This window comes from Paludibacterium sp. B53371 (genome assembly GCF_018802765.1).
Classification (GTDB): Bacteria; Pseudomonadota; Gammaproteobacteria; order Burkholderiales; family Chromobacteriaceae; genus Paludibacterium.
Genome location: NZ_CP069163.1, coordinates 1,391,821 through 1,418,038, shown reverse-complemented (window position 1 = coordinate 1,418,038; position 26,218 = coordinate 1,391,821). Strand labels below are relative to the sequence as shown.

The 26,218-nt window shown below is 59.6% G+C and carries 14 protein-coding genes and 3 rRNA genes; 3 read left to right on the top strand and 14 right to left on the bottom strand.

What is annotated here, in order from left to right; all coding sequences use genetic code 11:
- From JNO51_RS06705 to JNO51_RS06695, 3 genes are all read right to left on the bottom strand, one after another.
- Window positions 1-1,101: an ABC transporter permease gene (locus JNO51_RS06705; protein WP_215782235.1), complete on the bottom strand. Its 1,101-nt coding sequence runs from the start codon at window positions 1,099-1,101 to the stop codon at window positions 1-3.
- Window positions 1,098-2,627, bottom strand: coding sequence for an ABC transporter ATP-binding protein (locus JNO51_RS06700; protein ID WP_215782234.1), 1,530 nt, complete (start codon window positions 2,625-2,627; stop codon window positions 1,098-1,100). Before JNO51_RS06700 ends, JNO51_RS06705 begins: the two co-directional genes overlap by 4 nt.
- A gap of 122 nt (window positions 2,628-2,749) precedes the next feature.
- Window positions 2,750-3,754, bottom strand: a complete 1,005-nt coding sequence (locus tag JNO51_RS06695; RefSeq protein WP_215782233.1) for a BMP family protein — start codon at window positions 3,752-3,754, stop codon at window positions 2,750-2,752.
- Between the two features lie 543 nt (window positions 3,755-4,297).
- Here JNO51_RS06695 and JNO51_RS06690 point away from each other — a divergent pair.
- Window positions 4,298-5,143 (top strand): 23S rRNA (adenine(2030)-N(6))-methyltransferase RlmJ, encoded by an 846-nt coding sequence (locus JNO51_RS06690; protein ID WP_215782232.1) that lies wholly within the window; start codon window positions 4,298-4,300, stop codon window positions 5,141-5,143.
- Here JNO51_RS06690 and cysN read toward each other — a convergent pair.
- From cysN to JNO51_RS06660, 6 genes are all read right to left on the bottom strand, one after another.
- Entirely contained in the window at window positions 5,131-6,585 is a 1,455-nt protein-coding gene (gene cysN / locus JNO51_RS06685) for a sulfate adenylyltransferase subunit CysN (protein WP_215782231.1), read from the bottom strand. The genes JNO51_RS06690 and cysN overlap by 13 nt on opposite strands.
- 27 nt (window positions 6,586-6,612) lie before the next feature.
- Window positions 6,613-7,524 carry a sulfate adenylyltransferase subunit CysD gene (cysD, locus tag JNO51_RS06680; protein WP_215782230.1) on the bottom strand — a complete coding sequence of 304 codons (912 nt, stop codon included), beginning with the start codon at window positions 7,522-7,524 and terminating at the stop codon, window positions 6,613-6,615.
- Window positions 7,525-7,648: 124 nt separating this feature from the next.
- Window positions 7,649-8,452: a helix-turn-helix transcriptional regulator gene (locus JNO51_RS06675; RefSeq protein WP_215782229.1), complete on the bottom strand. Its 804-nt coding sequence runs from the start codon at window positions 8,450-8,452 to the stop codon at window positions 7,649-7,651.
- A 419-nt stretch (window positions 8,453-8,871) separates the two neighbouring features.
- Window positions 8,872-8,986 (bottom strand): 5S ribosomal RNA (rrf, locus tag JNO51_RS06670).
- A 75-nt stretch (window positions 8,987-9,061) separates the two neighbouring features.
- Window positions 9,062-11,952: ribosomal RNA gene (locus tag JNO51_RS06665) — 23S ribosomal RNA — on the bottom strand.
- Between the two features lie 259 nt (window positions 11,953-12,211).
- Window positions 12,212-13,749, bottom strand: a 16S ribosomal RNA gene (locus JNO51_RS06660).
- Together the 16S, 23S and 5S rRNA genes form the textbook arrangement of a ribosomal RNA operon.
- A gap of 362 nt (window positions 13,750-14,111) precedes the next feature.
- On the opposite strand from JNO51_RS06660, the gene nadB reads away from it, so the two are divergent.
- Both nadB and JNO51_RS06650 read left to right on the top strand, forming a co-directional pair.
- Complete coding sequence (nadB, locus tag JNO51_RS06655; protein ID WP_215782674.1) at window positions 14,112-15,719, top strand: L-aspartate oxidase; 1,608 nt, start codon at window positions 14,112-14,114, stop codon at window positions 15,717-15,719.
- A 119-nt stretch (window positions 15,720-15,838) separates the two neighbouring features.
- Window positions 15,839-18,115, top strand: coding sequence for an NADP-dependent malic enzyme (locus JNO51_RS06650; RefSeq protein ID WP_215782228.1), 2,277 nt, complete (start codon window positions 15,839-15,841; stop codon window positions 18,113-18,115).
- 65 nt (window positions 18,116-18,180) lie between these two features.
- Here JNO51_RS06650 and hydF read toward each other — a convergent pair whose 3' ends face one another.
- From hydF to JNO51_RS06625, 5 genes are all read right to left on the bottom strand, one after another.
- Window positions 18,181-19,422, bottom strand: a complete 1,242-nt coding sequence (gene hydF, locus JNO51_RS06645; protein WP_215782227.1) for a [FeFe] hydrogenase H-cluster maturation GTPase HydF — start codon at window positions 19,420-19,422, stop codon at window positions 18,181-18,183.
- 1 nt (window position 19,423) lies between these two features.
- A complete protein-coding gene (locus JNO51_RS06640) occupies window positions 19,424-20,845 on the bottom strand; it encodes an aspartate ammonia-lyase (RefSeq protein ID WP_215782226.1) in 1,422 nt (473 codons plus the stop codon).
- 7 nt (window positions 20,846-20,852) lie between these two features.
- Window positions 20,853-22,256 carry a [FeFe] hydrogenase H-cluster radical SAM maturase HydG gene (hydG, locus tag JNO51_RS06635; RefSeq protein ID WP_215782225.1) on the bottom strand — a complete coding sequence of 468 codons (1,404 nt, stop codon included), beginning with the start codon at window positions 22,254-22,256 and terminating at the stop codon, window positions 20,853-20,855.
- 120 nt (window positions 22,257-22,376) lie between these two features.
- On the bottom strand, window positions 22,377-24,134 hold the full coding sequence (locus JNO51_RS06630) for a 2Fe-2S iron-sulfur cluster binding domain-containing protein (RefSeq protein ID WP_215782224.1): 1,758 nt from the start codon (window positions 24,132-24,134) through the stop codon (window positions 22,377-22,379).
- A gap of 12 nt (window positions 24,135-24,146) precedes the next feature.
- The gene (locus tag JNO51_RS06625) at window positions 24,147-26,144 is read right to left on the bottom strand and encodes an FAD-dependent oxidoreductase (RefSeq protein WP_252346229.1); all 1,998 of its coding nucleotides are present in this window, start codon (window positions 26,142-26,144) and stop codon (window positions 24,147-24,149) included.
- Window positions 26,145-26,218 lie beyond the last annotated feature (74 nt).

Sequence of the window (26,218 nt, the reverse complement as noted above, 5' to 3'; positions counted from 1 at the left end):
TCATTTCCCCCGCTTGAAGAACGAAGCCAGAATCGGCTCGAACAGATTTTCCAGACCGCCGCAGAACAGGATCACCAGACCTTCGATCAGCAGCACCATTTCACGGGTGATCAGCGGCTTGGCGAACGACAGTTCCAGCCCGCCCTGGGTCAGGCCGCCGAACAGCAGTGCCGACAGGATGATGCCGACCGGGTGGTTGCGGCCCATCAGCGCCACGGCCACACCGACGAAGCCGATGCCGTTGGTGAACAGGACGTTCATGCGGTGGGTCGAGCCCAGCAGTTCGTTGACCGAGGCCAGACCGGACAGGGCACCGGAAGCGCACATGGCCAGGATGATGACCTTGGTGACGTTCATGCCGGCATAGCGTGCCGCATGTTCATTGGTCCCCACGGTCCGCAGTTCGTAGCCCCAGCGGCTGTGCCAGACCACCAGATAGAACAGCACGGAGGCGATCAGGGCCAGGAAGAAGGTGCCGTTGAGCGGGGTATTGGAAATATGGATACCCAGGCCACCCAGGATGTTCTGCATCGACGGCATCCACGAGTTCTGACCGAATTCGCGGGTGGTCGGATTCTGCGAACCCGGCTCGATCAGGTGGTGGCCGATCAGATACAGCATCAGCGAGTAGGAGATGAAGTTGAACATGATGGTGGTGACCACGATGTGGCTGCCACGCTTGGCTTGCAGCCAGGCCGGGATATAGGCCCAGGCGGCACCGAAGGCCATCGCGGCGATCATGCACAGCGGCATCAGGATCCAGAACGGCAGGACCTTGTCGAAGGCAAATACCGTCAGGGTGATCCCCAGGCCGGCCAGATAGGCCTGACCTTCACCACCGATGTTGAACAGGCCGGCATGGAACGCTGCCGCGACCGCCAGGCCGGTGAAGATGAAGTCGGTGGTGTAGAACAGGGTGTAACCCAGCCCTTCACCATAGCCGAACGCACCATGCACCAGGATTTTCAGGCATTCGAGCGGGCTTTCGCCGATGACCCAGGTCACCAGACCGGTGACCAGAAGTGCCGCCAACAGGTTGAGCGCCGGCAGAATCGTCAGCTGTGCCCAACGCGGCAAAGTGGATGGTTGACCGAACTTCAATGCTTGTCTCCTCCGCCCATCAACAGGCCAAGGGCCGGGGCGGTTGCGTCCTTGCCGGCCATTTCGCCAGTAATCTGTCCACCAGCCATCACCAGGATGCGGTCAGACAACGACATGATTTCTTCCAGTTCCACCGAGACCAGCAGGATGGCCTTGCCGGCATCGCGCAGCTCGACCAGCCGGCGGTGGATGAATTCGATGGCACCGATGTCCACGCCACGGGTCGGCTGACCGATCAGCAGCAGATCCGGATTGGCATGGATCTCCCGTGCCAGCACCACCTTCTGCTGGTTGCCGCCGGACAGCAGACCAACACGCAGCATGGGATTGTCCGGACGGATGTCGAATTGCTGGATCAGGTGGTTCATGCGCTCGATCAGCGCCTTGCGGCTGTAGAGCGGGCCACGGCAGACCGACTTGTCGCACTGGTAGCCGAGGATGGCGTTCTCGTAATTCGGGAAGGCCTTGACCAGCCCCTCGCGCGAACGGTCTTCCGGCACGTGGGCAATACCGAGCTGACGCAGCACGGCAGCCTTGGGCTGGCGATACTTGAGCGTGCCGAGGTTCTGGCCCTTGTAGATGATTTCACCCGAGGTGCTGGTCTGCATGCCTGCCAGCACTTCCAGCAGTTCGGACTGGCCATTGCCGGCCACCCCGGCGATGCCGACGATTTCGCCGGCTCGTACCTGCAGGTTGATGTCTTTCAGCAGACCGACGCCACGGGTATCGACCAGGTTCAGTCCCTTGACCGACAGCACGACTTCACCCGGCTCGCGCTGGGCCTTGTCGACTTGCAGGTTGACCTTGCGACCGACCATCAGGTCGGCGAGATCGGCCTTGCTGACATCAGCGGTGCGCACGTTGCCAACCATCATGCCGCCACGCATTACGCTGACGGCATCGGTGATGTCCAGCACTTCGCGCAGCTTGTGGGTGATCAGGATGACGGTCTTGCCCTGCTCTTTCAGGGTGCGCAGGATGCGGAACAGATGGTCGGCTTCCTGCGGGGTCAGTACGGCGGTCGGTTCGTCCAGAATCAGCACGTCGGCGCCGCGATACAGCGCCTTGAGGATTTCGACGCGCTGTTGCAGGCCGACGCCGAGCTTGCCGACGACGGCATCCGGATCGACCTCGAGGCCGTATTCCTTGTTGAGTTCCTTGAGGTGGGCACGCGCCTGCTTGACACCGTGCTTGAGCACGAGGCCGCCTTCGGCGCCCAGAATGATGTTTTCCAGCACGGTGAACGTGTCGACCAGCATGAAGTGCTGATGCACCATGCCGATACCGAGGCGAATCGCCTCCTGGCTATTGCGGATTTGCGTTTCCTTGCCATTGACGCGAATGGTGCCGGCATCCGCCTGATAGTAGCCGTACAGGATACTCATCAGGGTGGATTTGCCTGCCCCGTTCTCGCCGATGATGCCGTGGATGGAGCCCTTGGCAACCTTCATTTCGATATCGCGGTTGGCCGCGACGGCGCCAAAACTCTTGCAGATGCCGATCAACTCGATGGCTAAGTCGGTCATTCTTGTATTTCCCTGAATGCTGATTACCCTGAGACCTTCCCGCACAAATCAAACGGCCACGCCGCCACTGGCTGGCGTGACCGTCACGGGATTGCTCTGATCCTGATGAGGACGTTGCTGCCTTATTGAACCGGGCAGCTGTTGTTGGTGCGGTAGTCGGCGACCTTGATCTTGCCGGCGATGATGGCAGAGCGTGCGGTGTTGATGCGCTTTTCCATATCCGGGGTGATCAGGCTGCGGTTGTTGCTGTCCAGCGCCCAGTCAATACCGTTTTCCTTCAGGCCCAGGATCTTGACGCCCGGCTTCCAGGTGCCCTTCTGAGCTTCCTTGAAGGTGTTGTACACGGCGATGTCAACGCGCTTGACCATGGAGGTCAGCACGGAACCCGGGTGCAGGTAGTTCTGGTTGCTGTCTACGCCGATGGAGTACTTGCCGGCCGACTTGGCCGATTGCAGTACGCCCAGGCCGGTACCGCCGGCAGCGGCGAAGACGACGTCAACGCCACGGTCAAACTGGCTCTTGGCCAGCTCGGTACCACGAGCCGGGTCATTGAAGGCGGCCGGGGTGGTGCCGGTCATGTTCTGGATAACCTTGCCGCTCTTGTCAACGTACTTGACGCCCTGAACGTAACCGCAGGCAAAGGCGCGGATCAGCGGAACGTCCATGCCGCCGATGAAGCCGACGGTGTGGGTCTTGGACTTCATGGCAGCAGCCATGCCGACCAGGAAGGAGCCTTCCTGTTCCTTGAACAGGATGCTTTCAATGTTCGGGCCCTTGGCGACGGAGTCGATGATGACGAAACGGGTCTTCGGGAATTCCTTGGCCACGGATTCGATCGCCTGGGTGTAGGAGAAACCTACGGCGATGATCGGATCCATGTTCTTGCGCGCCATATCGCGCAGAACCTGCTCTTTTTGTGCGTCGGAAGAAATCTGTGCATCGCGGTAGGCGACACCGGTTTCCTTCTTGAAGCTCTCGGCGCCCTTGTAAGCGGCCTCGTTGAAGCTCTTGTCGAATTTACCGGCCTGGTCGTACACCACGGCGGGAGCAAAGGTTGCAGCGAAGGCGGAGGTAGCCATCATGGCAGCCGCAACAGCAAGGCTCACACGTTTCAGTTCGATCTTCATCTTTATCAACTCGCATCGTTGGTGATAGGAAATGTGCTCCCGACCGCCAGCCGGCCTGGATGACACACTCTCAAAAGAGCAAGCCCGAAGCAGCGTTGCGCCTCGAGCCAGGGTCTTGTGTTTCAGGTTGCCCTTGCTGGCAACATGGCGCCACATCGACCCCAGACAACGCCGCATTTGTGCGGAATCCGGGACGAATTGGCCGAAACATCAGCACATTCTGAGGGCGCAGATTGTAGATTCACCATGCAAACCTGTAAACACCGAGTAGCTTATCAGTAAATACTGTCACACGGTTCTTTCATCTGTCCTGAGAACGGCTGGCCAACGCTTACCGTTGCAATATTCTCTTCCGATGAAGATATCTATGCAACATGATTGACATGTTTTGACTAGGCTAAGAGGGATTTATTTGACGCGGATCAGCCAATCCATGACATGTGAATGACACATTTCACTTTTAATGAAGATATTTTGACTGGCAATCGGAATTTGACGGCATTTCCGCTACAATTACCCCCTCCAGATTGAAGAAAAACCCTCATGTTGAGCTATCGCCACGCCTTTCATGCCGGAAATCACGCCGATGTCCTGAAACACCTGATTCAAGTGCTGCTTTTGCAACACCTTGGGCAAAAGGACAAGCCGTTCTGGTATGTCGATACGCATGCCGGTGCAGGCCTGTATGCGCTGGAGGAAGGTTTTGCCGCCAAGAATGCCGAGTATGAAAGCGGCATTGCGCGACTGTGGCAACGCCAGGATCTGCCCCCGGCGGTGCAGGATTATGTGGCCCTGATCCGCGGCTGCAATCCCGATGGCAAGCTGGCGTTTTACCCCGGCTCTCCGCTGGTGGCAGATCGGGTCATGGCCGCCGAGGGCAAGCTGCGTCTGTTCGAGCTGCACCCGAGCGACCACCGCATCCTGCAGGAGAATTTCGCCGGTCGCCACCGCCGCTGCCAGATTCAGTGCGCCGATGGTTTCGAAGGCATCAAGGCGATTCTGCCGCCGCCGCCCAGACGGGCGCTGGTACTGATTGACCCGCCGTACGAGGACAAGAAGGATTATCAGCGCGTGCCTCAGGCGCTGCGCGAGGGGTTGAAGCGCTTTGCCACCGGTGTCTATGCCGTGTGGTATCCCCTGCTGCAGCGGGCCGAGATGCGTGAATTGCCGGACGCGCTGAAAAAGCTGCCGGTCCAGAGCTGGCTGAATGTCACCCTGACGGTACAAACGCCTTCTGCCGATGGGTTCGGCATGCATGGCAGCGGGATGTTCATTCTCAATCCACCCTGGACGCTGGCCTCGACGCTGCAGGAGATCATGCCCTGGCTGTGCAGCACCCTGGCTCAAGACCAGGGCGCCTGCTTCTCGCTACAACATCAGTCGTCCTGACCGATCCCAAGACGTGACAGCAGCTGCGGCAGATCTGCCAGTCGATGTTGCGGATAGTATTTGTGCAGCAAGGCCTGCAGCTCGGCTTTGAAGGCCGTCTGTTGCGCCGTGGCATCCAGCACCACCCCCGGCAATTCGACCGCTTGCTGGATCATGCCGCCGGCGGCGGTGGCATGGTTGAAACGATCGATGACGATGAAATTGCCGGTGTGGCGGCATTGGCGGTAAGGGTCAAAGATGACCGGCGCATCGAGTTGTACCCGGCACAGGCCAATCTCGTTCAGCGCCAGCTGCTCGGCCTGCTCCGCCGCATGGGTATTGACGTCGATGCGCTGCAGAATGCGCACCACCCGTCCCGGCACCTGGCGCCCCGCCAGCTTGAACAGATACTCGCGCCCAGGCTGCAGCGGTGCTTCAGCCATCCAGACGATATGTGCCTCAAAGGCCGCGGACACGGCAGGCGCAGCCTCGCCGGCCCGTACCAGCATGTCGCCGCGCGAGATATCGATTTCATCCTCCAGGGTCAGGGTGATGGCCTGACCGGCGCCGGCACGGGCCAGATCACCATCTGCCGTGACGATGGCCCTGACGCGGCTTTCCCGCCCGGATGGCAAGGCCACGATGCGATCTCCCGGATGGATCTCTCCGGCGGCGATCGTGCCACTGAAACCGCGAAAATCAGCATGCGGCCGGTTGACCCACTGCACTGGCAGCCGGAAGGCGCCCAGGCCCTGCGCCGCCGTCAGCTCTACCGACTCCAGCAACTGCATCAGGGTCTGACCGTGATACCAGGGCATATGGGCACTGGCCTCGACCACATTGTCGCCACGCAGGGCAGAGATCGGCACGAAGTGCAGTGATTCGAAGCCCATGCCGACGGCCAGGCTGAGGTACTGGTCACGGATGGCATCGAACGCCGCCTGATCGTAGTCACGCAGGTCCATCTTGTTGATGGCGACGATCACGTGACGAATGCCGAGCAGGCTGACGATATAGCTATGGCGCCGTGTCTGCGTCTGGATACCGTGACGGGCGTCCACCAGAATCACCGCCAGATCACAGGTTGACGCGCCGGTGGCCATATTGCGGGTGTACTGCTCGTGCCCCGGGCAATCGGCAATGATGAATTTTCGCTTGTCGGTGGAGAAGTAGCGGTAGGCCACGTCAATGGTGATGCCCTGCTCGCGCTCGGCCTGCAGTCCGTCCACCAGCAGCGCCAGATCGATATCGTCATCGGTGGTGTTGTAGCGCTGTGAATCGCGCTGGATGGCGGCCAGCTGGTCCTCGAAAATCAGCTTTGAGTCGTGCAGCAGGCGGCCAATCAGCGTGGATTTGCCGTCATCAACGTTGCCACAGGTGATGAAACGCAGCAGGTCCTTCTGTTCATGCTGTTTCAGGTATTCGTGAATGTTGTCGGCAATCAGCCCGGATTGGTGTGACATGGGTTACTCGCTTCTGTCGCAGACAGGCTAGAAATAGCCGGCTATTTTTTTCTTTTCCATCGAGCCGGACTGATCGTGGTCGATGAGGCGTCCCTGGCGCTCGGAGGTCTTGGTCAACAGCATCTCCTGGATGATCTCCGGCAGGGTGGTGGCGTCGGATTCGACGGCGCCGGTCAGCGGATAACAGCCGAGCGTACGGAAGCGCACCTTGCGCATTTGCGGCACCTCGCCCGGTCTCAGCGGCATACGCTCGTCGTCCACCATCAACAGCATGCCGTCACGCTCGACAACAGGACGCTCGGCGGCAAAGTACAGCGGCACGATGTCGATGTTTTCCAGATAGATGTATTGCCAGATATCCAGTTCGGTCCAGTTGGACAGCGGGAAGACGCGGATGCTCTCCCCTTTGTTGATGCGGGCGTTATACAGATTCCACAGCTCGGGACGCTGGTTCTTCGGATCCCAGCGGTGCTGGCGATCACGGAAGGAGTACACGCGCTCCTTGGCGCGCGATTTTTCTTCGTCACGCCGGGCGCCGCCAAAGGCGGCATCGAAGCCGTATTTGTCCAGGGCCTGTTTCAGGGCCTGGGTCTTCATCACATCGGTATGCAGGGCACTGCCATGGAGGAAGGGATTGATCCCGGCCGCCAGGCCTTCCGGATTGGTATGCACCAGCAGCTTCAGGCCAAGCCGCGCCGCCAGCTGATCTCGAAACGTGATCATCTCGCGGAATTTCCAGGTGGTATCCACGTGCAGCAGGGGGAAAGGCAGCTTGCCAGGGTAGAAGGCCTTGAGTGCCAGATGCAGCATGACCGCCGAGTCTTTGCCGATCGAATACAACATGACCGGATTGTCGAATTCGGCAGCCACTTCGCGAATGATATGAATCGATTCGGCTTCCAGCTGTTTGAGGTGTGTCTGTCGATGTGCGTCTAGCATGCGTAACCTGTCTGTGATTCCCGGCCTTCTGTCAGAGGCGCTTCATGCAAGGAATCTAAAGCAGACAGGAGATCAACGCAAAACCGTTTTGCTATATGAATATGAAGAGCGGTTGTGCCAAGCCTTATCGCGGGTTCGTGGTCTCGTGGCGGTTGCCGACACTCCCGGGCGGAAAGCCAAAGAAGCGCTTGAAGGCAACAATGAAGGCCGAAGCGGAGGTATAACCAACTTCTGCCGCCACGCGGGATACCGCAGCGCCTTCCCCCAGCCTGAGCATGGCACGCTGCAGACGCAGGCGCTGGCGCCAGGCACGAAACCCCATCCCGGTCTCGGACTCGAACAGACGGCTCAGGGTACGACTGGAGGCGGCGGCCTGGCCGGCCCAGTCCTCCAGACTGTGATCGCACGCCGGTTGGGCGATCAGCTGGCGACAAATCGACTGGAGCCGCCCATCGCGCGGGAATGGCAAGAGCACATCGCGCAGGCTCAGCCGGGACAGCTGGTCGATCAGCACGGCAATCAGCCTTCCCTGCTCTCCCTGCTCGTCATACTCGACCGGATAGGTACCCGCTTCGTGAATCAGCTCCCTGACCAGCGCGTTCATGTGAACGACGCCTCCCTGACCAGCCAGACGTGCGCCGAGTTCCCCATCCAGGTACAAGCTCTCTTGCTCAATGGCCTGAACCATTTCGACCGAGTGTTCGATATTCGGGGGGATCCACAGCCCCATGTCCGGTGTCATGACATAGCTGCCGATTTCGGTGGTCACCGACATCACGCCACTGCTGCAGTACATGAACTGGGCCCAGGGGTGTCGATGGGGGCGGACATAGGAGTGGCCTGGTCGATGCTCAATGCGCATCAGCACCGGGCGGGGCAAGGTCACCAAAGCGGGCAGACTGAGTTCGATCAGGTCGTTTTGATTCATGAGGCATCGATGTCAAAAGGTAAATGATCGTAGCACCATCACCAATATAATACACCTGTCCATTATTACGTCAGCATTTACCCACCCAAACGCAATTACCTTTTCATTTTAAATCAATGAGCTAGGCAAGTAGCCATGGCTCCATAGCGGTAAAACAGAAATCCTTCGTTGTCTTGTCTCAATCAGCCAGTAAGCCATCGATATTCAACACCTGGCCTGCACCTATCGCAACCATTTCGGCATCACGCCGCGTGAAGAGCGCGCCCAGCGCACTCAGCCGCAAGCCCAGTCCTGACGCCGCGGCGGGAAGCGACACACCACAAAGCCCGGATCATCGATCCGGGCTTTTGCTCATCGCGCCTCCTGCGGCACCACAAAGCAAAAAGCCCAGACCTGAAGGTCTGGGCTTTGCATGGGGAGTCTGGCAGTGTCCTACTTTCACACGGCGAATGCCGCACTATCATCGGCGCTAAGGCGTTTCACGGTCCTGTTCGGGATGGGAAGGCGTGGGACCACCTCGCTATGGCCGCCAGACATAAACTGTCTACAAACTGCAGAAGCCGTTTGGTTTGAATTCGTATGTATCGGGCACAAAGCCCATCAAATGATAGGATCAAGCCTCACGAGCCATTAGTATCGGTTAGCTTCACGCCTCACAGCGCTTCCACACCCGACCTATCAACGTCCTGGTCTCGAACGACTCTTCAGGAGGGTCTAGCCCTCAGGGAAGTCTCATCTTCAGGCGAGTTTCCCGCTTAGATGCTTTCAGCGGTTATCTCTTCCGAACTTAGCTACCCGGCGATGCCACTGGCGTGACAACCGGTACACCAGAGGTTCGTCCACTCCGGTCCTCTCGTACTAGGAGCAGCCCCCGTCAAACTTCCAACGCCCACTGCAGATAGGGACCAAACTGTCTCACGACGTTTTGAACCCAGCTCGCGTACCACTTTAAATGGCGAACAGCCATACCCTTGGGACCGGCTACAGCCCCAGGATGTGATGAGCCGACATCGAGGTGCCAAACTCCGCCGTCGATGTGAACTCTTGGGCGGAATCAGCCTGTTATCCCCGGAGTACCTTTTATCCGTTGAGCGATGGCCCTTCCATTCAGAACCACCGGATCACTATGTCCTGCTTTCGCACCTGCTCGACTTGTCGGTCTCGCAGTTAAGCCACCTTTTGCCATTGCACTATCAGCACGATTTCCGACCGTACCTAGGTGACCTTCGAACTCCTCCGTTACACTTTGGGAGGAGACCGCCCCAGTCAAACTGCCTACCATGCACTGTCCCCGATCCGGATCACGGACCTAGGTTAGAACCTCAAACACACCAGGGTGGTATTTCAAGGACGGCTCCACGCAAACTAGCGTTCACGCTTCATAGCCTCCCACCTATCCTACACAAGTCTGTTCAAAGTCCCATGCAAAGCTACAGTAAAGGTTCACGGGGTCTTTCCGTCTAGCAGCGGGTAGATTGCATCTTCACAAACATTTCAACTTCGCTGAGTCTCAGGAGGAGACAGTGTGGCCATCGTTACGCCATTCGTGCGGGTCGGAACTTACCCGACAAGGAATTTCGCTACCTTAGGACCGTTATAGTTACGGCCGCCGTTTACCGGGGCTTCGATCAAGAGCTTGCACCCCATCACTTAACCTTCCGGCACCGGGCAGGCGTCACACCGTATACGTCCACTTTCGTGTTGGCACAGTGCTGTGTTTTTGATAAACAGTCGCAGCCACCGATTCTCTGCGACCTCTCAAAGCTTCGGACGCGAAGTCCTACACCCTAAGAGGCATACCTTCTCCCGAAGTTACGGTATCAATTTGCCGAGTTCCTTCTCCTGAGTTCTCTCAAGCACCTTAGAATTTTCTTCCTGCCCACCTGTGTCGGTTTGCGGTACGGTTCTCATACAGCTGAAGCTTAGAGGCTTTTCCTGGAAGCAGGGTATCAGTCACTTCAGGTCCGTAGACCCTCGTTATCACTTCTCGGCGTTAACGAACACGTGGATTTGCCTGCGTGTCCCGCCTACCAGCTTGAACCAACTATTCCAACAGTTGGCTGACCTAACCTTCTCCGTCCCCCCATCGCACTGTATGAAAGTACTGGAATGTTAACCAGTTTCCCATCGACTACGCATTTCTGCCTCGCCTTAGGGGCCGACTCACCCTACGCCGATGAACGTTGCGTAGGAAACCTTGGGCTTTCGGTGAGCGGGCTTTTCACCCGCTTTATCGCTACTCATGTCAGCATTCGCACTTCTGATATCTCCAGCATGCCTTTCGACACACCTTCACAGACCTACAGAACGCTCCCCTACCACTTGCACTCGCGTGCAAATCCGCAGCTTCGGTTATCAGTTTGAGCCCCGTTACATCTTCCGCGCAGGACGACTCGACCAGTGAGCTATTACGCTTTCTTTAAATGATGGCTGCTTCTAAGCCAACATCCTGGCTGTCTGGGCCTTCCCACTTCGTTTACCACTTAACTGATCATTTGGGACCTTAGCTGGCGGTCTGGGTTGTTTCCCTCTTGACGATGGACGTTAGCACCCACCGTCTGTCTCCCATGCTCGCACTTTCCGGTATTCAGAGTTTGCCATGGGTTGGTAAGTCGCAATGACCCCCTAGCCATAACAGTGCTTTACCCCCGGAAGTGATACATGAGGCACTACCTAAATAGTTTTCGGGGAGAACCAGCTATCTCCGAGTTTGTTTAGCCTTTCACCCCTATCCACAGCTCATCCCCTAATTTTGCAACATTAGTGGGTTCGGACCTCCAGTGCGTGTTACCGCACCTTCATCCTGGCCATGGATAGATCACTCGGTTTCGGGTCTACGCCCAGCAACTGAAGCGCCCTATTCGGACTCGCTTTCGCTACGCCTCCCCTATTCGGTTAAGCTCGCTACTGAACGTAAGTCGCTGACCCATTATACAAAAGGTACGCAGTCACCCCTTGCGAGGCTCCCACTGTTTGTATGCATCCGGTTTCAGGTTCTATTTCACTCCCCTCCCGGGGTTCTTTTCGCCTTTCCCTCACGGTACTGGTTCACTATCGGTCGATCATGAGTATTTAGCCTTGGAGGATGGTCCCCCCATCTTCAGACAGGATTTCTCGTGTCCCGCCCTACTTGTCGTACGCTCAGTGCCACCATTCAGTTTTCGTGTACGGGGCTATCACCCACTATGGCGAGCCTTTCCAGACTCTTCCACTAACTCAACGGCTAAAACGTACAGGCTCTTCCATTTTCGCTCACCACTACTCACGGAATCTCGGTTGATTTCTTTTCCTGCGGGTACTTAGATGTTTCAGTTCTCCGCGTTCGCTCTACCCATCCTATGTGTTCAGGTGGGAGTGACCCCTAAGGGCCGGGTTTCCCCATTCGGACATCGCGGGATCAAAGCTCTATTGCCAGCTCCCCCGCGCTTTTCGCAGGCTTACACGTCCTTCATCGCCTATGATCGCCAAGGCATCCACCAGATGCACTTACTCGCTTGACCCTATCATTTCAAGGGCCTTGCGCACTCGCCTTGCCGATACCTCTACCGGCAAAACGTCGATACATACAATTACCCAAAGTTGAATCCAAACGAGGATGAAACCATCCTGGCTCAGAATCAATTTTGTATTCGGCTTCTTCAGTTTGTTAAAGATCAATGCGTTTGAAACGCTAATCACAAGACCCCTCAGGCCCTCTGATTACCATTCCACTCGCTGAACAACCGATAGGCTGTGAGTACCAGGATCGACTTTCTCTAGAAAGGAGGTGATCCAGCCGCAGGTTCCCCTACGGCTACCTTGTTACGACTTCACCCCAGTCATGAAGCATACCGTGGTAAGCGGCCTCCTTGCGGTTAGCCTACCCACTTCTGGTATCCCCCACTCCCATGGTGTGACGGGCGGTGTGTACAAGACCCGGGAACGTATTCACCGCAGCATGCTGATCTGCGATTACTAGCGATTCCGACTTCACGCACTCGAGTTGCAGAGTGCGATCCGGACTACGATCGGTTTTTTGAGATTGGCTCCACCTCGCGGCTTCGCGACCCTCTGTACCGACCATTGTATGACGTGTGAAGCCCTGCTCATAAGGGCCATGAGGACTTGACGTCATCCCCACCTTCCTCCGGTTTGTCACCGGCAGTCTCATTAGAGTGCCCAACTTAATGATGGCAACTAATGACAAGGGTTGCGCTCGTTGCGGGACTTAACCCAACATCTCACGACACGAGCTGACGACAGCCATGCAGCACCTGTGTTACCGCTCCCTTTCGGGCACACCCAAATCTCTTCGGGCTTCGGTACATGTCAAGAGCAGGTAAGGTTTTTCGCGTTGCATCGAATTAATCCACATCATCCACCGCTTGTGCGGGTCCCCGTCAATTCCTTTGAGTTTTAACCTTGCGGCCGTACTCCCCAGGCGGTCAACTTCTCGCGTTAGCTACGCTACCAAGGATTCAAACCCCCAACAGCTAGTTGACATCGTTTAGGGCGTGGACTACCAGGGTATCTAATCCTGTTTGCTCCCCACGCTTTCGTGCATGAGCGTCAGTGTCATCCCAGGGGGCTGCCTTCGCCATCGGTATTCCTCCACATCTCTACGCATTTCACTGCTACACGTGGAATTCTACCCCCCTCTGACGCACTCTAGCCTTGCAGTCTCCAATGCCGTTCCCAGGTTGAGCCCGGGGCTTTCACATCAGACTTGCAAAACCGCCTGCGCACGCTTTACGCCCAGTAATTCCGATTAACGCTTGCACCCTACGTATTACCGCGGCTGCTGGCACGTAGTTAGCCGGTGCTTATTCTTCAGGTACTCTCATCCCCGCTCATTATTCACAAGCAGGATTTGCTCCCTGACAAAAGTCCTTTACAACCCGAAGGCCTTCTTCAGACACGCGGCATGGCTGGATCAGGGTTGCCCCCATTGTCCAAAATTCCCCACTGCTGCCTCCCGTAGGAGTCTGGGCCGTGTCTCAGTCCCAGTGTGGCGGATCATCCTCTCAGACCCGCTACTGATCGTCGCCTTGGTGGGCCTTTACCCCACCAACTAGCTAATCAGACGTCGGCCGCTCGAATAACGCGAGGCCCGAAGGTCCCCCGCTTTCCTCCTCAGAGCGTATGCGGTATTAGCACAACTTTCGCTGCGTTATCCCCCATTACTCGGCACGTTCCGACGCATTACTCACCCGTTCGCCACTCGCCACCAGGAGCAAGCTCCCGTGCTGCCGTTCGACTTGCATGTGTAAAGCATGCCGCCAGCGTTCAATCTGAGCCAGGATCAAACTCTTCAGTTCAATCTCTATGCTTTTCGTACTATCTGGCACGCAAGGACTTCAAAAGAACCCCGTAAGGTTTTTTTCTGTCTCTTGCAGTGCAAGTGTCGGTCTTTCCCGGCACTCACACCTATCGGTTGTTCGTTTTGTTAAAGAGCGGTGCTGCGTTGTTGCTGCAGCGAAGAAGCCGAACTATACGCCCCGCCCTGCCACCCGTCAACCCCTCCCGCAACAATCATTTCAAAGACAGGCGACGCACACGCCTCTCCTCGCCCGGCAACAGACAAGCCACCCCCAATCGCCGCGCTGAATCTGGTAGTCTAAATCTTTTCGACATACTCTGATGTCATCGCTCTGATAAGCGGAACGGACATCCAATGACCATGCTCAAGTACGATATTCTGATTATTGGCAGCGGGCTGGCCGGCATGACGCTGGCCCTGCATCTGGCCGAAACCCGCAAGGTGGCACTGGTCACCAAGAAAGACCTGCTGGAGGGCAGCTCCAGTTACGCACAAGGCGGCATTGCTGCCGTTCTGGATACCGAAGACTCGGTCGAAGAGCACATCCGTGACACGCTGATTGCCGGTGCGGGCCTGTGCAACGCCGATGCCACGCGTTTTATTGTCGAGCATTCCGAAGAGGCCATCCGCTGGCTGATCTCGCTGGGCGTGCCCTTCACCAAGGATGAAACCCATCGCACGGGATACCACCTGACACGCGAAGGCGGCCACAGTCACCGCCGCATCATCCATGCCGCCGATGCCACCGGTGCTGCCGTCACCAGCACGCTGGGGCAGAAAATCAAGGCTCACCCGAACATCACGCTGCTGGAAGAGCACATTGCCATCGATCTGATCACATCGGCCAAGCTCGGCCTGGAGGGGCATCGCTGCTACGGCGCCTATGTGCTGGACAAGAAGGGCGATGAGGTCAAGACCATCGCCGCCAAGCACACCATCCTGGCCTGCGGCGGCGCCGGCAAGGTCTACCTGTACAGCACCAACCCCTATACCGCCACGGGCGATGGGATTGCCATGGGCTGGCGGGCAGGCTGCCGGGTTGGCAACATGGAGTTCATCCAGTTTCACCCGACCTGCCTCTATCATTCGCACAGCGAATCTTTCCTGATCTCCGAGGCGGTTCGTGGTGAGGGCGGCATCTTGCGACTGCCTGACGGCACACGCTTCATGCCGGATCACGATCCGCGCGCCGAACTGGCGCCGCGCGACATCGTCGCACGCGCCATCGACTTCGAGATGAAGCGGCACGGTCTGGATTGCGTTTACCTGGATATTTCCTATAAACCGGCGGAATTTGTCCGCGAGCATTTTCCCAACATTTACAACCACTGCCTGGAATTGGGCATTGACATTACCAAGGAGCCGATTCCGGTGGTGCCGGCAGCCCACTACACCTGCGGCGGCCTGCTGACCGATCTGCGCGGGCGCACGGATGTCGACGGACTGTATGCCGTCGGCGAGTCCGCCTGCACCGGCCTGCACGGCGCAAACCGTCTGGCCAGCAATTCGCTGCTCGAGTGTCTGGTCATTGGCAAGGCAGCCGCCGAAGACATCCTGTCGCAGGGCAAGCTCGCCCTGCCCGCCATCCCGGACTGGGATGACAGCCGTGTCACGGATGCCGATGAATCGGTCGTCATCTCGCACAACTGGGACGAGCTGCGCCGGGCCATGTGGGACTATGTCGGCATCGTGCGCACCAGCAAGCGCCTGGAGCGGGCACTGAACCGGGTCAGACTGCTAGAAGGCGAAATCGACGAGTACTACAGCCACTTCCATGTCAGCAATGACCTGATCGAACTGCGCAACCTGGTGCAGACAGCGGAGTTGATCATCCGCTCGGCACTGGCACGCAAGGAAAGCCGAGGGCTGCACTTCAGCCGCGACTACCCGGAGATGCTGACCGAGCCTTGCGACACGATTCTGCAGCCCGACCATATCCGGCGTACGACGCCAGAGAAGCAACCCTGACATGACACCATTCGCCGCACGACTCGCAGTCGGCCATATGGCTCGAATGCGGCCGTGCTGCCTATAATGACCCACCAAAATAATTAAAGACGTCCTCACCTACAGGAGCGCACAGAGAAATGGATGAGCAACTGCGCCAAAGCGCACTCGAGTATCACCAATACCCCAACCCGGGCAAGATTCAGGTGGCGCCGACCAAGCCGCTGGCCACTCAGCGCGATCTGGCCCTGGCCTACTCGCCCGGGGTGGCCGCGGCCTGCGACGCCATCGTCGAAGACCCGCTGAACGCCTACAAATACACTGCCCGCGGCAACCTGGTGGCGGTCATCTCCAACGGCACGGCTGTGCTCGGCCTGGGCAATATCGGGGCACTGGCCGGCAAGCCGGTGATGGAAGGCAAGGGCGTACTGTTCAAGAAGTTTGCCGGCATTGACGTCTTCGACATCGAGGTGGACGAGAACGACCCGGACAAGCTGGTCGACATCATTGCCGCCCTCGAGCCGACTTTCGGCGGCATCAATCTGGAAGACATCAAGGCGCCCGAGTGCTTCTATATCGAAAAGAAGCTGCGCGAGAAGATGAAGATTCCGGTCTTCCACGACGACCAGCACGGCACCGCCATCATCACCGCTGCCGCCGTCCTCAACGGCCTGCGCGTGGTCGGCAAGCAGATGGCCGACGTGCGCCTGGTCACTTCCGGAGCCGGTGCGGCGGCCATTGCCTGCCTGGACCTGCTGGTGGCCCTGGGCATCCAGCAGAAAAACGTGGTGGTGTGCGACTCCAAGGGCGTGATCTACCACGGCCGCGACGAGAAGATGGACGAGTCGAAGAAGCGCTACGCCATCGACGACAAGGGCCTGCGCACCCTGAAGGACGCCATCGTCGGCGCCGACATCTTCCTCGGGCTGTCCGGCCCGAACCTGGTCAGCCAGGACATGGTGCGCTCGATGGCAGCCCATCCGCTGATCCTGGCGCTGGCCAACCCCGAGCCGGAAATCCTGCCGCCGCTGGCCAAGGAGGCTCGCCCGGATGCGATCATCTGTACCGGCCGCTCCGACTTCCCCAACCAGGTCAACAACGTCCTGTGCTTCCCGTTCATCTTCCGCGGGGCGCTGGACGTGGGCGCCACCACCATCAACGAACCGATGAAACTGGCCTGCGTGCGCGCCATTGCCGATCTGGCGATGGCCGAGCAGTCCGATGTCGTGGCATCGGCCTATGTCGACCAGGAGCTGACCTTCGGCCCGGAATACCTGATTCCCAAGCCCTTCGACCCGCGCCTGATCGTCAAGATCGCGCCGGCGGTGGCGCGTGCCGCCATGGAGTCCGGTGTGGCCACCCGGCCGATCGCCGACATGGAAGCCTACATCGACAAGCTGGCACAGTTCGTCTACAAGACCAACCTGTTCATGAAGCCGGTATTCACCCAGGCGCGCAAAGACCAGAAACGCGTGGTGCTGGCCGAGGGGGAGGACGAGCGGGTGCTGCATGCCACGCAGGAGATCGTCGCCCAGGGTCTGGCCAAGCCAATCCTGATCGGCCGCCGCAACGTAGTGGAAAAGCGCATCGAGAAGCTGGGGCTGAAGCTGGAGATCGACAAAGACTTCCAGCTGGTGGACAACGCCTCCGACCCGCGCTTCAACGACTACTGGAAAGAGTACTACCAGCTGATGCAGCGCCGCGGCATCTCGCAGGAGCAGGCTCGTCGCCGCATGATCGGCCAGACCACGCTGATCGGCGCCATGATGGTCAGACGCGGTGATGCCGACGCCCTGATCTGCGGCACCTTCGGCGCCTACCGTCACCACTTCGAGATCATCCAGGACGTGCTGGGCTACAACAACCCGCAAAAACTGGCCTGCGCCATGAACGCGCTGATGCTGCCCAACGGCAACATCTTCGTCACCGACACCTATGTCAATCCGGCGCCGGATGCCGAGCAACTGGCCGGCATTACCGAGATGGCGTCCAAGTCGATGAAGCGCTTCGGTATCGTGCCCAAGGTCGCCTTGCTGTCCAACTCCAGCTTTGGCTCGGTCAACTGCCCGTCAGCGCAGAAAATGCGCGATGCACTGGCACTGATCCAGAGCAATCAGCCGACGCTGGAAGTCGACGGGGAAATGCAGGGCGATGCCGCCCTGGTGGAAAGCATCCGTCAGCAAGCCATGCCGGACAGCACCCTCAAGGGCTCGGCCAATCTGCTGGTCATGCCGAACATCGAAGCGGCCAACATCACCTACAACCTGCTGCGCGTCTCGGCCTCCGACGGCGTGACCATCGGTCCGATCCTGATGGGCATTGCCAAGCCGGCACACATCCTGACGCCGATCTCCTCGGCACGCCGCATCATCAACATGGTGGCGCTGGCGTGCGTGGACGCACAAACCGCCGGTTAACCCGACGCCCGGCACAAGCAAAAGGCCACCGTCATGGTGGCCTTTTGCTTTCCTGACAGACTGCGTTATCGCGGGAGCCCCTGCGCCCCCTGGCGGAAGGCCTCCAGCGCCGCCGGGAAACACTGCAAAGTGCGCTCCAGCACCCCCTGCACCTGCGAGATCGCCATGCCGTAATTGGTCATCGGCACCTGCTGACGCTCAGCCAGATACTGCCGGTGCAGAATCATCTTGCGCGTCACCATGCAGCCACCACACTGCACCACCAGCGAATACGGAGACAGATCACTCGGAAAGTCCTTGCCGGCCACCACATCGGTCTGCAAGTCGCCACCGGCAAACTGCCGCAACCAGCGCGGAATCTTCACCCGACCGATATCATCCGCCAGCGAATGATGCGAGCAGGATTCGGTAATCAATACCCGATCCCCCGGCTTGAGCGCATTGATGGCGCCAGCGCCATGCGCCAGACGGATCATGTCGCCCTTGAAACGGGACATCAGAATCGAGAACGTGGTCAGGGGAATCTCGTTCGGGGTATCGGCCGAGGCCTTGAGCACCACCTGAGAGTCACACACCACGATGCGTGGCGGCACGGTCAGCTTGGCCAGGGTATCCGCCAGTTCGCGCTCCTTGACCACCACACAGCTGGCATCACTGTCCAGCACATCGCGGATCGTCTGCACCTGCGGCAGAATCAGGCGCCCCTTGGGCGCGCCCAGATCAATCGGCACCACCAGCAACACCAGGTCGCCCGGCGACAGCAAGTCTCCGATCAGCCTTGGCTCGTCCAGCGGATTTTCCGGCGCCAGATGGAACAAGGCCTCCTTGACCTGATCCATCGACTGCGCAGCCGTGGCGCTGGCCAGCACATACATGATCCTGTCCTGATCCAGCCGCGCCAGATCACCGGCCGGCGGCTGTCCCAGATCGCACTTGTTGAACACCACCACAAACGGCGTCTTGCGCTCGCGCAACAACGACATGACCTCCTGATCGAAGTCAGTCAGTCCCTCCGGCGTCGCCACCACAATAGCCAGATCGACCCGATCCAGCACCTGCAGCGACTTCTGCTTGCGCATCTCGCCCACCGCGCCGACATCGTCCAGACCGGCGGTATCGACAAACACGATCGGCCCCAGCGGCGCCATTTCCAGCGTCTTCTCCACCGGGTCGGTGGTCGTCCCGGCCAGATCAGACACAATCGACACCGACTGACCAACCAGCGCATTCATCAGGGAGGACTTGCCGACATTGCGCCGGCCAAACAGGCCGATATGCAGCCGCAATCCCTTCGGGGTATCCATCATGTCAATTTCCTCCATTCGGCTGACGCGGACCACCACGGAAACCCAGCGCCGTCATCGCCGCCGGCGACAGGGCCTCGGCCAGTGCCGCCTCGCTCAACCGTCCCTCGGCGCGCACCAGCTCGGCAATGGTACAACCCTGCGCCAGCGCCTGCTTGGCCAGTCCGGCCGCCGCCTCATAGCCGATCAGCGGCACCAGCGCCGTCACCGTCGACAGCGACTGCGCGACATGCTCGCGGCAGGCCGCCTCATTCACCTCAATCCCCTCGACGCAGCGCAGACGGAACATGCGGTTGGCGCGACACAACAAGGTCAGCGACCCAAGCAGCGCATGCGCCACCAGCGGCAGGAAGGCATTCAGCTCCAGCTGGCCGGACTGCGCCGCCATCGTGATGGCGGCATCATTGGCAATCACCTGCATCGCCGCCTGCGCCACTGCCTCGCAGATCACCGGATTCACCTTGCCGGGCATGATACTCGAGCCAACCTGCATCGGCGGCAGACGCAGCTCACCCAGACCGGCACGCGGCCCCGAAGCCAGCAGACGCAGATCCGACGAACACTTCAGCAGATTGACCGCATGCGCCTTGAGAATGCCGGACACTTCGACAAAAACATCCGCATTCTGCGTGGCATCGACCAGATTCTCTGCCCGCGCCAGCCCAAAGCCGGTTTCTTCGCGCAGGCGCTCGGTCACGGCAAAGATATACTCGCGCGGCGCCGTGATGCCGGTGCCGATCGCCGTGCCGCCAAGATTGACCACCCGCAACCGCTCCTCGCACTTGGACACCCGCCAGCGGTCACGCGACAGCCCCTCGGCCCAGGCCGAAAAACTCGCCGCCATGCTCATCGGACAGGCATCCTGCAGCTGCGTGCGGCCGATCTTCACCACATGGGCAAACTCACCTTCCTTGCGCTGGAAGGCCATCTGCAGTTCCGAGATATCGATATGCAACTGCCGCAGCAGGCCGATGGCCGCCACCTTCAACGCCGTCGGATAAGTATCGTTGGTCGACTGATGCAGATTGACATGATCAATCGGATGCACCAGCCGGTACTGGCCGCGCTGGCCGCCGAGCAGCTCCTCGGCCCGGTTGGCCAGCACCTCATTGACATTCATATTGAGCGAGGTCCCTGCCCCGCCCTGCAGCGCGTCCACCACCATCGAGCTGGCAAACTCGCCGGCCGCCATCTCGCGCGCGGCGCGCACAATGGCCTCCGCCAGCTCGGCCGGCAGATAACCCAACGCCGCATTGGTGCGTGCGCAGGCAATCTTGACCCGGGCAAAGGCCGACACCAGCTCGGGCGCCACCCCCTGCCCGCTGAGCAGGAAGTTGTCGCGCGCCCGGGCGGTGTGCGCGCCGTACCAGGCATCCTGCGGCAGCTCGACCTGACCGAGCGAATCGCTTTCCAGACGCAAGGCCATGATCGCCTCAGCAGTAAATGTCGCGACGACCCGAGCGGATCATGTTCAACATCTTCTCGGCGTTGCGACGGGTCTTGGCATCCATCTTGTCCAGCGACTGCATGATGGCGGTCTCGCCGGCAGCCTGCGTTTCCGGCTCGGCATAATCACACAAGTACTCCTGCAGCGTGGTCACCGCATTCGGATCGCACTTGCGCTTGATCAGACCCGGCTTGGCCAGATCCATGAAATCCTTGCCGGTACGCCCCATGCGGTAGCAGGCCGTGCAGAACGACGGCACGAAGCCGGCCTGCGACAACTCGCGCACCACCTCTTCCAGCGAGCGGTGATCACCCAGCTGGAACTGCTCGGTCGAGCCTTCGTCGGCGCCATAGCCCCCCGGATTGGTCCGGCTGCCGGCGGAAATCTGCGAAATCCCCAGCGCAATCGCCTCACGGCGCATCTCGGCCGATTCGCGCGTCGACAGAATCAGACCGGTATACGGCACCGCCAGACGCAAAATGGCGATCAGCTTCTTGAAATCGTCGTCATTGACGGCATAAGGCGGGGCGCTGGCGTAATCGGAACCTTCGGCCGGTTCGATACGCGGCACGCTGATGGTGTGGGCGCCTACCCCGAAACGCTCCTCCAGATGGGCGATATGCTGCATCACGCTCATCAGCTCGAAACGCCAGTCATACAAACCGAACAGCGCGCCCAGACCAACATCGTCGATGCCCGCCTGCATGGCCCGGTCCATCGCACTGGCACGCCAGTCGAAATCCGCCTTCTTGCCGCGCACATGCACCTCGGCATAAGTCGGACGATGATACGTTTCCTGGAACAGCTGATAAGTGCCGATTTCACGGGCCTTCAGGGCCTGGAACTCTTCAATGCTCAGCGGCGCCACATTGACATTCAGGCGGCGGATATTGCCGTTCTTGTGCTCGACCGAGTACACCGCATCGATCGCGTCCAGCACATAGTTGAATCCGCCATTGGCCGCCGAGTAGCCCTCACCGGCCACCAGCAGTACACGCTTCTGCCCCTGATCGATCAGGCACAGCGCTTCCTGCTTGATATCGTCCATATTCAGCGCATGACGCTGAATCTCCTTGTTCGAGGCACGGAATGCGCAATAAGTACACTCATTGCCGCACACATTCGAAATGTACAGCGGTGCAAACAGCACCATGCGCTTGCCGTAGATTTCTTCCTTGACGTAGCGCGCCGTGGCAAACAGCTCGTCACGCAGCTCGTCGTTGTCGATGCTGGCCAGGGCGGCCACATCGTCAAAATCCAGCCCCTTCAGTTCGCGCGCCTTCGCCAGCACGGTGCGGATATGTGCCGGATCCTTGTTGGCATTGGCCAGCGCGGTTTCGACAACTTCCGGGTTCAGCCAGGTGGCCTGGGTATCGTGAATGTGACTCATGCTTTTCTCCAATGTAAAAATCCGTTCATCCCTATCCTGCCGAGCCCTTCGGCACCGCCGCCGGGAAGACGGCGGTGCAGGCTTCTTGCATCAGGGCGCCGCGGGCGGCACCCCTCGCGCTCAGACTTCTTCCTGGCGCGGCTTGGCGTGGTAATGCGTATGCAGCAGCTCGTGCGACACATGCGATAACGGTTCGCCGAGGAAATCCTGATACAGCTTCTGTACCTGCTGGTTACGGTGCGACTGGCGCGCACCGGTCTTGCGGTCAATGGCATACAGCCCCTTGCGCCGCGCCTCGGCATGCTTGAGATAGCCCTTCTTGCTGCGCAGATGACCGCCGCCATCGATACACCCCCCCGGGCAGGCCATCACCTCGATGAAGTCATACTTCACCGCACCGTCCAGCACCGCCTGGGCCATCTGGGCCGCCCCCTTGAGACCATGCACCATGGCCACATTCAGCGTACCGACCTGACCACCCACTTCGATGCTGGCCTCGCGCACATGATCGAAACCGCGCACCTCATGCACCTCAATGCCCTCCAGCTCCTTGCCGTTGGCCACGAAATACAGCGTACGGATCGCCGCTTCCATCACCCCGCCGGTGGTACCGAAGATCACCCCGGCACCGGTGTACTCACTCATCAGCGGGTTATCGAAAGCCGACGGTTCCAGCGCCGCCAGATCGACCCCTTCGCGCCGCAGCAGTCGGGCAAACTCGCGGATGGTCAGCACCACATCCACATCCGGAATGCCGTCCTTGGCCAGCTCAGGCCGCGCCGCTTCCTGCTTCTTGGCAGTACACGGCATGATCGATACCACGCGGATATGCGCGGCCTCGATGTCCATCTTTTTGGCCAGATAGGTCTTGGCCAGCGAACCCAGACATTGCTGCGGCGAACGCGTCGACGACACCATGGGCAGGATGTCCGGGAAATGCTTCTCGGCAAAATCCACCCAGCCCGGGCAACAGGAGGTAAAGGTCGTGCCGCGGCCCTCCAGGACACGGCCCAGCACCTCGTTCCCTTCCTCCATGATCACCAGGTCGGCAGCAAAATTGGTATCCAGAATCACGTCGGCACCGATCTGGCGCAGCGCCGCCACCACCTGACCCTCGACATTGGTCCCGGCCGGCAGACCGAACTCCTGACCGAAGCCGACGCGGATTGCCGGGGCGATCTGGAACACCGTGACAATCTCCGGATCCACCAGATAATTCATCACCGTCTGCGTCTGATCGTTCTCCGACAGCGCACCGGTCGGGCACACCATCACGCACTGACCACAGGACACACAGTCAGACTGACGGCGCTCATCCCCCCCATTGAGCTCGATGGCCGACTCGGCTCCACGCCCCACCAGACTCAGGGCATCCACCCCCTGAATGTCGCGGCACATCGCCACGCAGCGCATGCAGCGGATACAGCGGCTGGGATCAAAACGAATGGCATTGTCCGTGCCTTCGCACACCTTGCTCACGCCCGGACGGGCGATACTGCAGGACGACTGACGCACACCGACCGCTTCGGCCACGTCCAGCAGTTCGCAATCGCCATGACGCGAACAGGCGGCACAATCCTGATTGTGCTCGGCCATGATCAGCTCGACCTGCACCCGACGCAGATCCTGCACCGCCTGGGTACGGGTCATGACCTGCAACCCTTCCTGCATCGGCGTATCACAGGCCGTGACAAACTCGGAACTGGCCGCGCCCTCGCGCTTCACTTCCACCAGGCAGACCCGGCAAGTTCCCGGGGCATGCCCCTGATCGTGCAACTCGCACAAGGTCGGGATGAACACGCCATGACGACGCGCCACTTGCAGAATCGACTCCTGCGCCTCGAACGAACATTCCTTGTTATTGATCTGTGCTTTCATTTTCCAACCCAATCATGCGAATTCAGCGGCGCGGGCAGTGTGCGCCAGCGGGTTTTCGGTCACCACCAGATAATGGCGGTAGCAACGCAGGCAACGTTCCGACTCCAGGTAGGCATCACGCTGCGTCAGCGCCAGCTCGACCTCGGTAAAGTTGCCCACCCGGTCTTCGACCGGCTGTTCCGGGACAGCCTGACGCGGCTTCGGCATCGGCTCGCGCTGCAGGCAATCGCCCTTGAGCAGCTTGTTGGCGGCAATCAGCGCCTGCATGCGCTGTTCCGGCAACACGCTCGGCTGCTGCCCCTGCAGATACTGCACGATGCTCAGTGCGGCACGCTCGCCGTGCGCCATGGCCTGAATCAGCGTCTGCGGCCCCAGCACACAGTCACCGCCGGCAAACACCCCCTCGCGCGAGGTGGTCATGGTGTCCTTGTCGGCCACCACGCAGCCCCAGCGATCGGTCTCGATGCCGTCAGCCTCGCCCAGCGTGGCACGATCCACCTGCTGACCGATGGCGGCAATCACCACATCGCACTTGAGCACATGCTCGGAACCTTCCACCGCCTCGACATTGCGGCGACCGCGGGCATCGACCTCGGTCTGGCGCATGTCGACCACTTCCACCCCGACCACCCGGCCGTTATCGGCAATCAGCCGCGACGGATTGGTCAGGCAATGGAACACGATGCCCTCCTTCTCGGAAGCCTCGATCTCCTCGTGATCTGCCGGCATGTCGGCCACAGTACGGCGATACACCAGATGCACCTTGCGCGCCCCCAGGCGCAGCGCCGAACGCACGCAGTCCATGGCCACGTTGCCGCCGCCGACCACGATGACCTCGCCATTCACCTCGAACGGCACACCGTCTTCTACCCGGTCATGCACCGCCTTGAGAAAGTCGATACCCGAGAAATAGCCCTTGAGCGACGGGTCCTCATCCTTGACCCCGAGCAGGGTGCCACGGCTGGCGCCATAACCGAGGAACACGCTGTCATAGCCCTCGGCGAACAGATCATTGACGGAAAAGTCCTCGCCCAGCTTGCGGCCGTACACCATCTTGCCGCCCAGACTGACAATCGCGTCTTCGGTCTCGGCCTTGAGCACGTCCTTGGGCAGGCGATAACTGGGAATCCCCACCGACGCCATGCCCCCCGCCTTGTGCTGCATGTCGATCACATCGACATCAATGCCCTGCTTGAGCAACTGATAAGCACAGGTCACACCGGCCGGACCGGCCCCCACCACCGCCACCTTCTTCCGGGCAGGCAGTACCGGGCGCACCCGTTCCTTGTTGAAGAACGACTTGCTGCTGGCGTAGGCCTTGTCGGAAGCAAAACGCTTGAGCATCTTGATCGCCAGCGCCCCTTCGGCCTTGGTACGACGACAGGCCGACTCGCAGAAACGCACACAGACCCGGCCACAGGAGGCCGCCATCGGGTACTTGTCGAGGATGACTTCCATCGCCTGGGTATTACGCCCCTCGCGGATCGAATCGATATAGCGCGGCACATCCAGACGCGACGGGCAAGCCTCGATACACGGGGCCGTGGTGTAGATCACGCCATTTTGCTCGGCCACCGGCGCCTTGCCGCTGAACTCGCTGGGGAAGTGCGTCAGCGCATCCATCAGCGCCTTGCCCGAAGACTGCCCCAGGCCGCACAGCGAGGTCGTCGCCAGCAAATGCGCCAACATGCGCAGGCTGTGCAGACCACCGGCCGGCTCGTCACCGCGACGCAGCAGATCCAGCTGATCACGCAATTCCACCGTGCCGACACGACAGGGCGTGCACTTGCCACAGGACTCGTCCGCCGCGCGGGCCAGGTATTGCCAGAAGGCACCGGCCAGATTGGCCGAGGCATCGAACACCATGAAACCGCGATCGGCGACAAACACCTTGACCGGATTCTCCGGCGCAAAGACTTCCAGACCACTCAGCCCCGGAATGACGGCCTCGTCCGACGCCGCCTGCTTGCGGAAGTCGTATACCTTGCCATCCCATACCCCATACAGCATTGTCTTCAATTTTTCCTCCAACCCGGAATTGCTTTGCCCGTCAGCGGGCGATTCTCAATGACCAAAATCTGTAC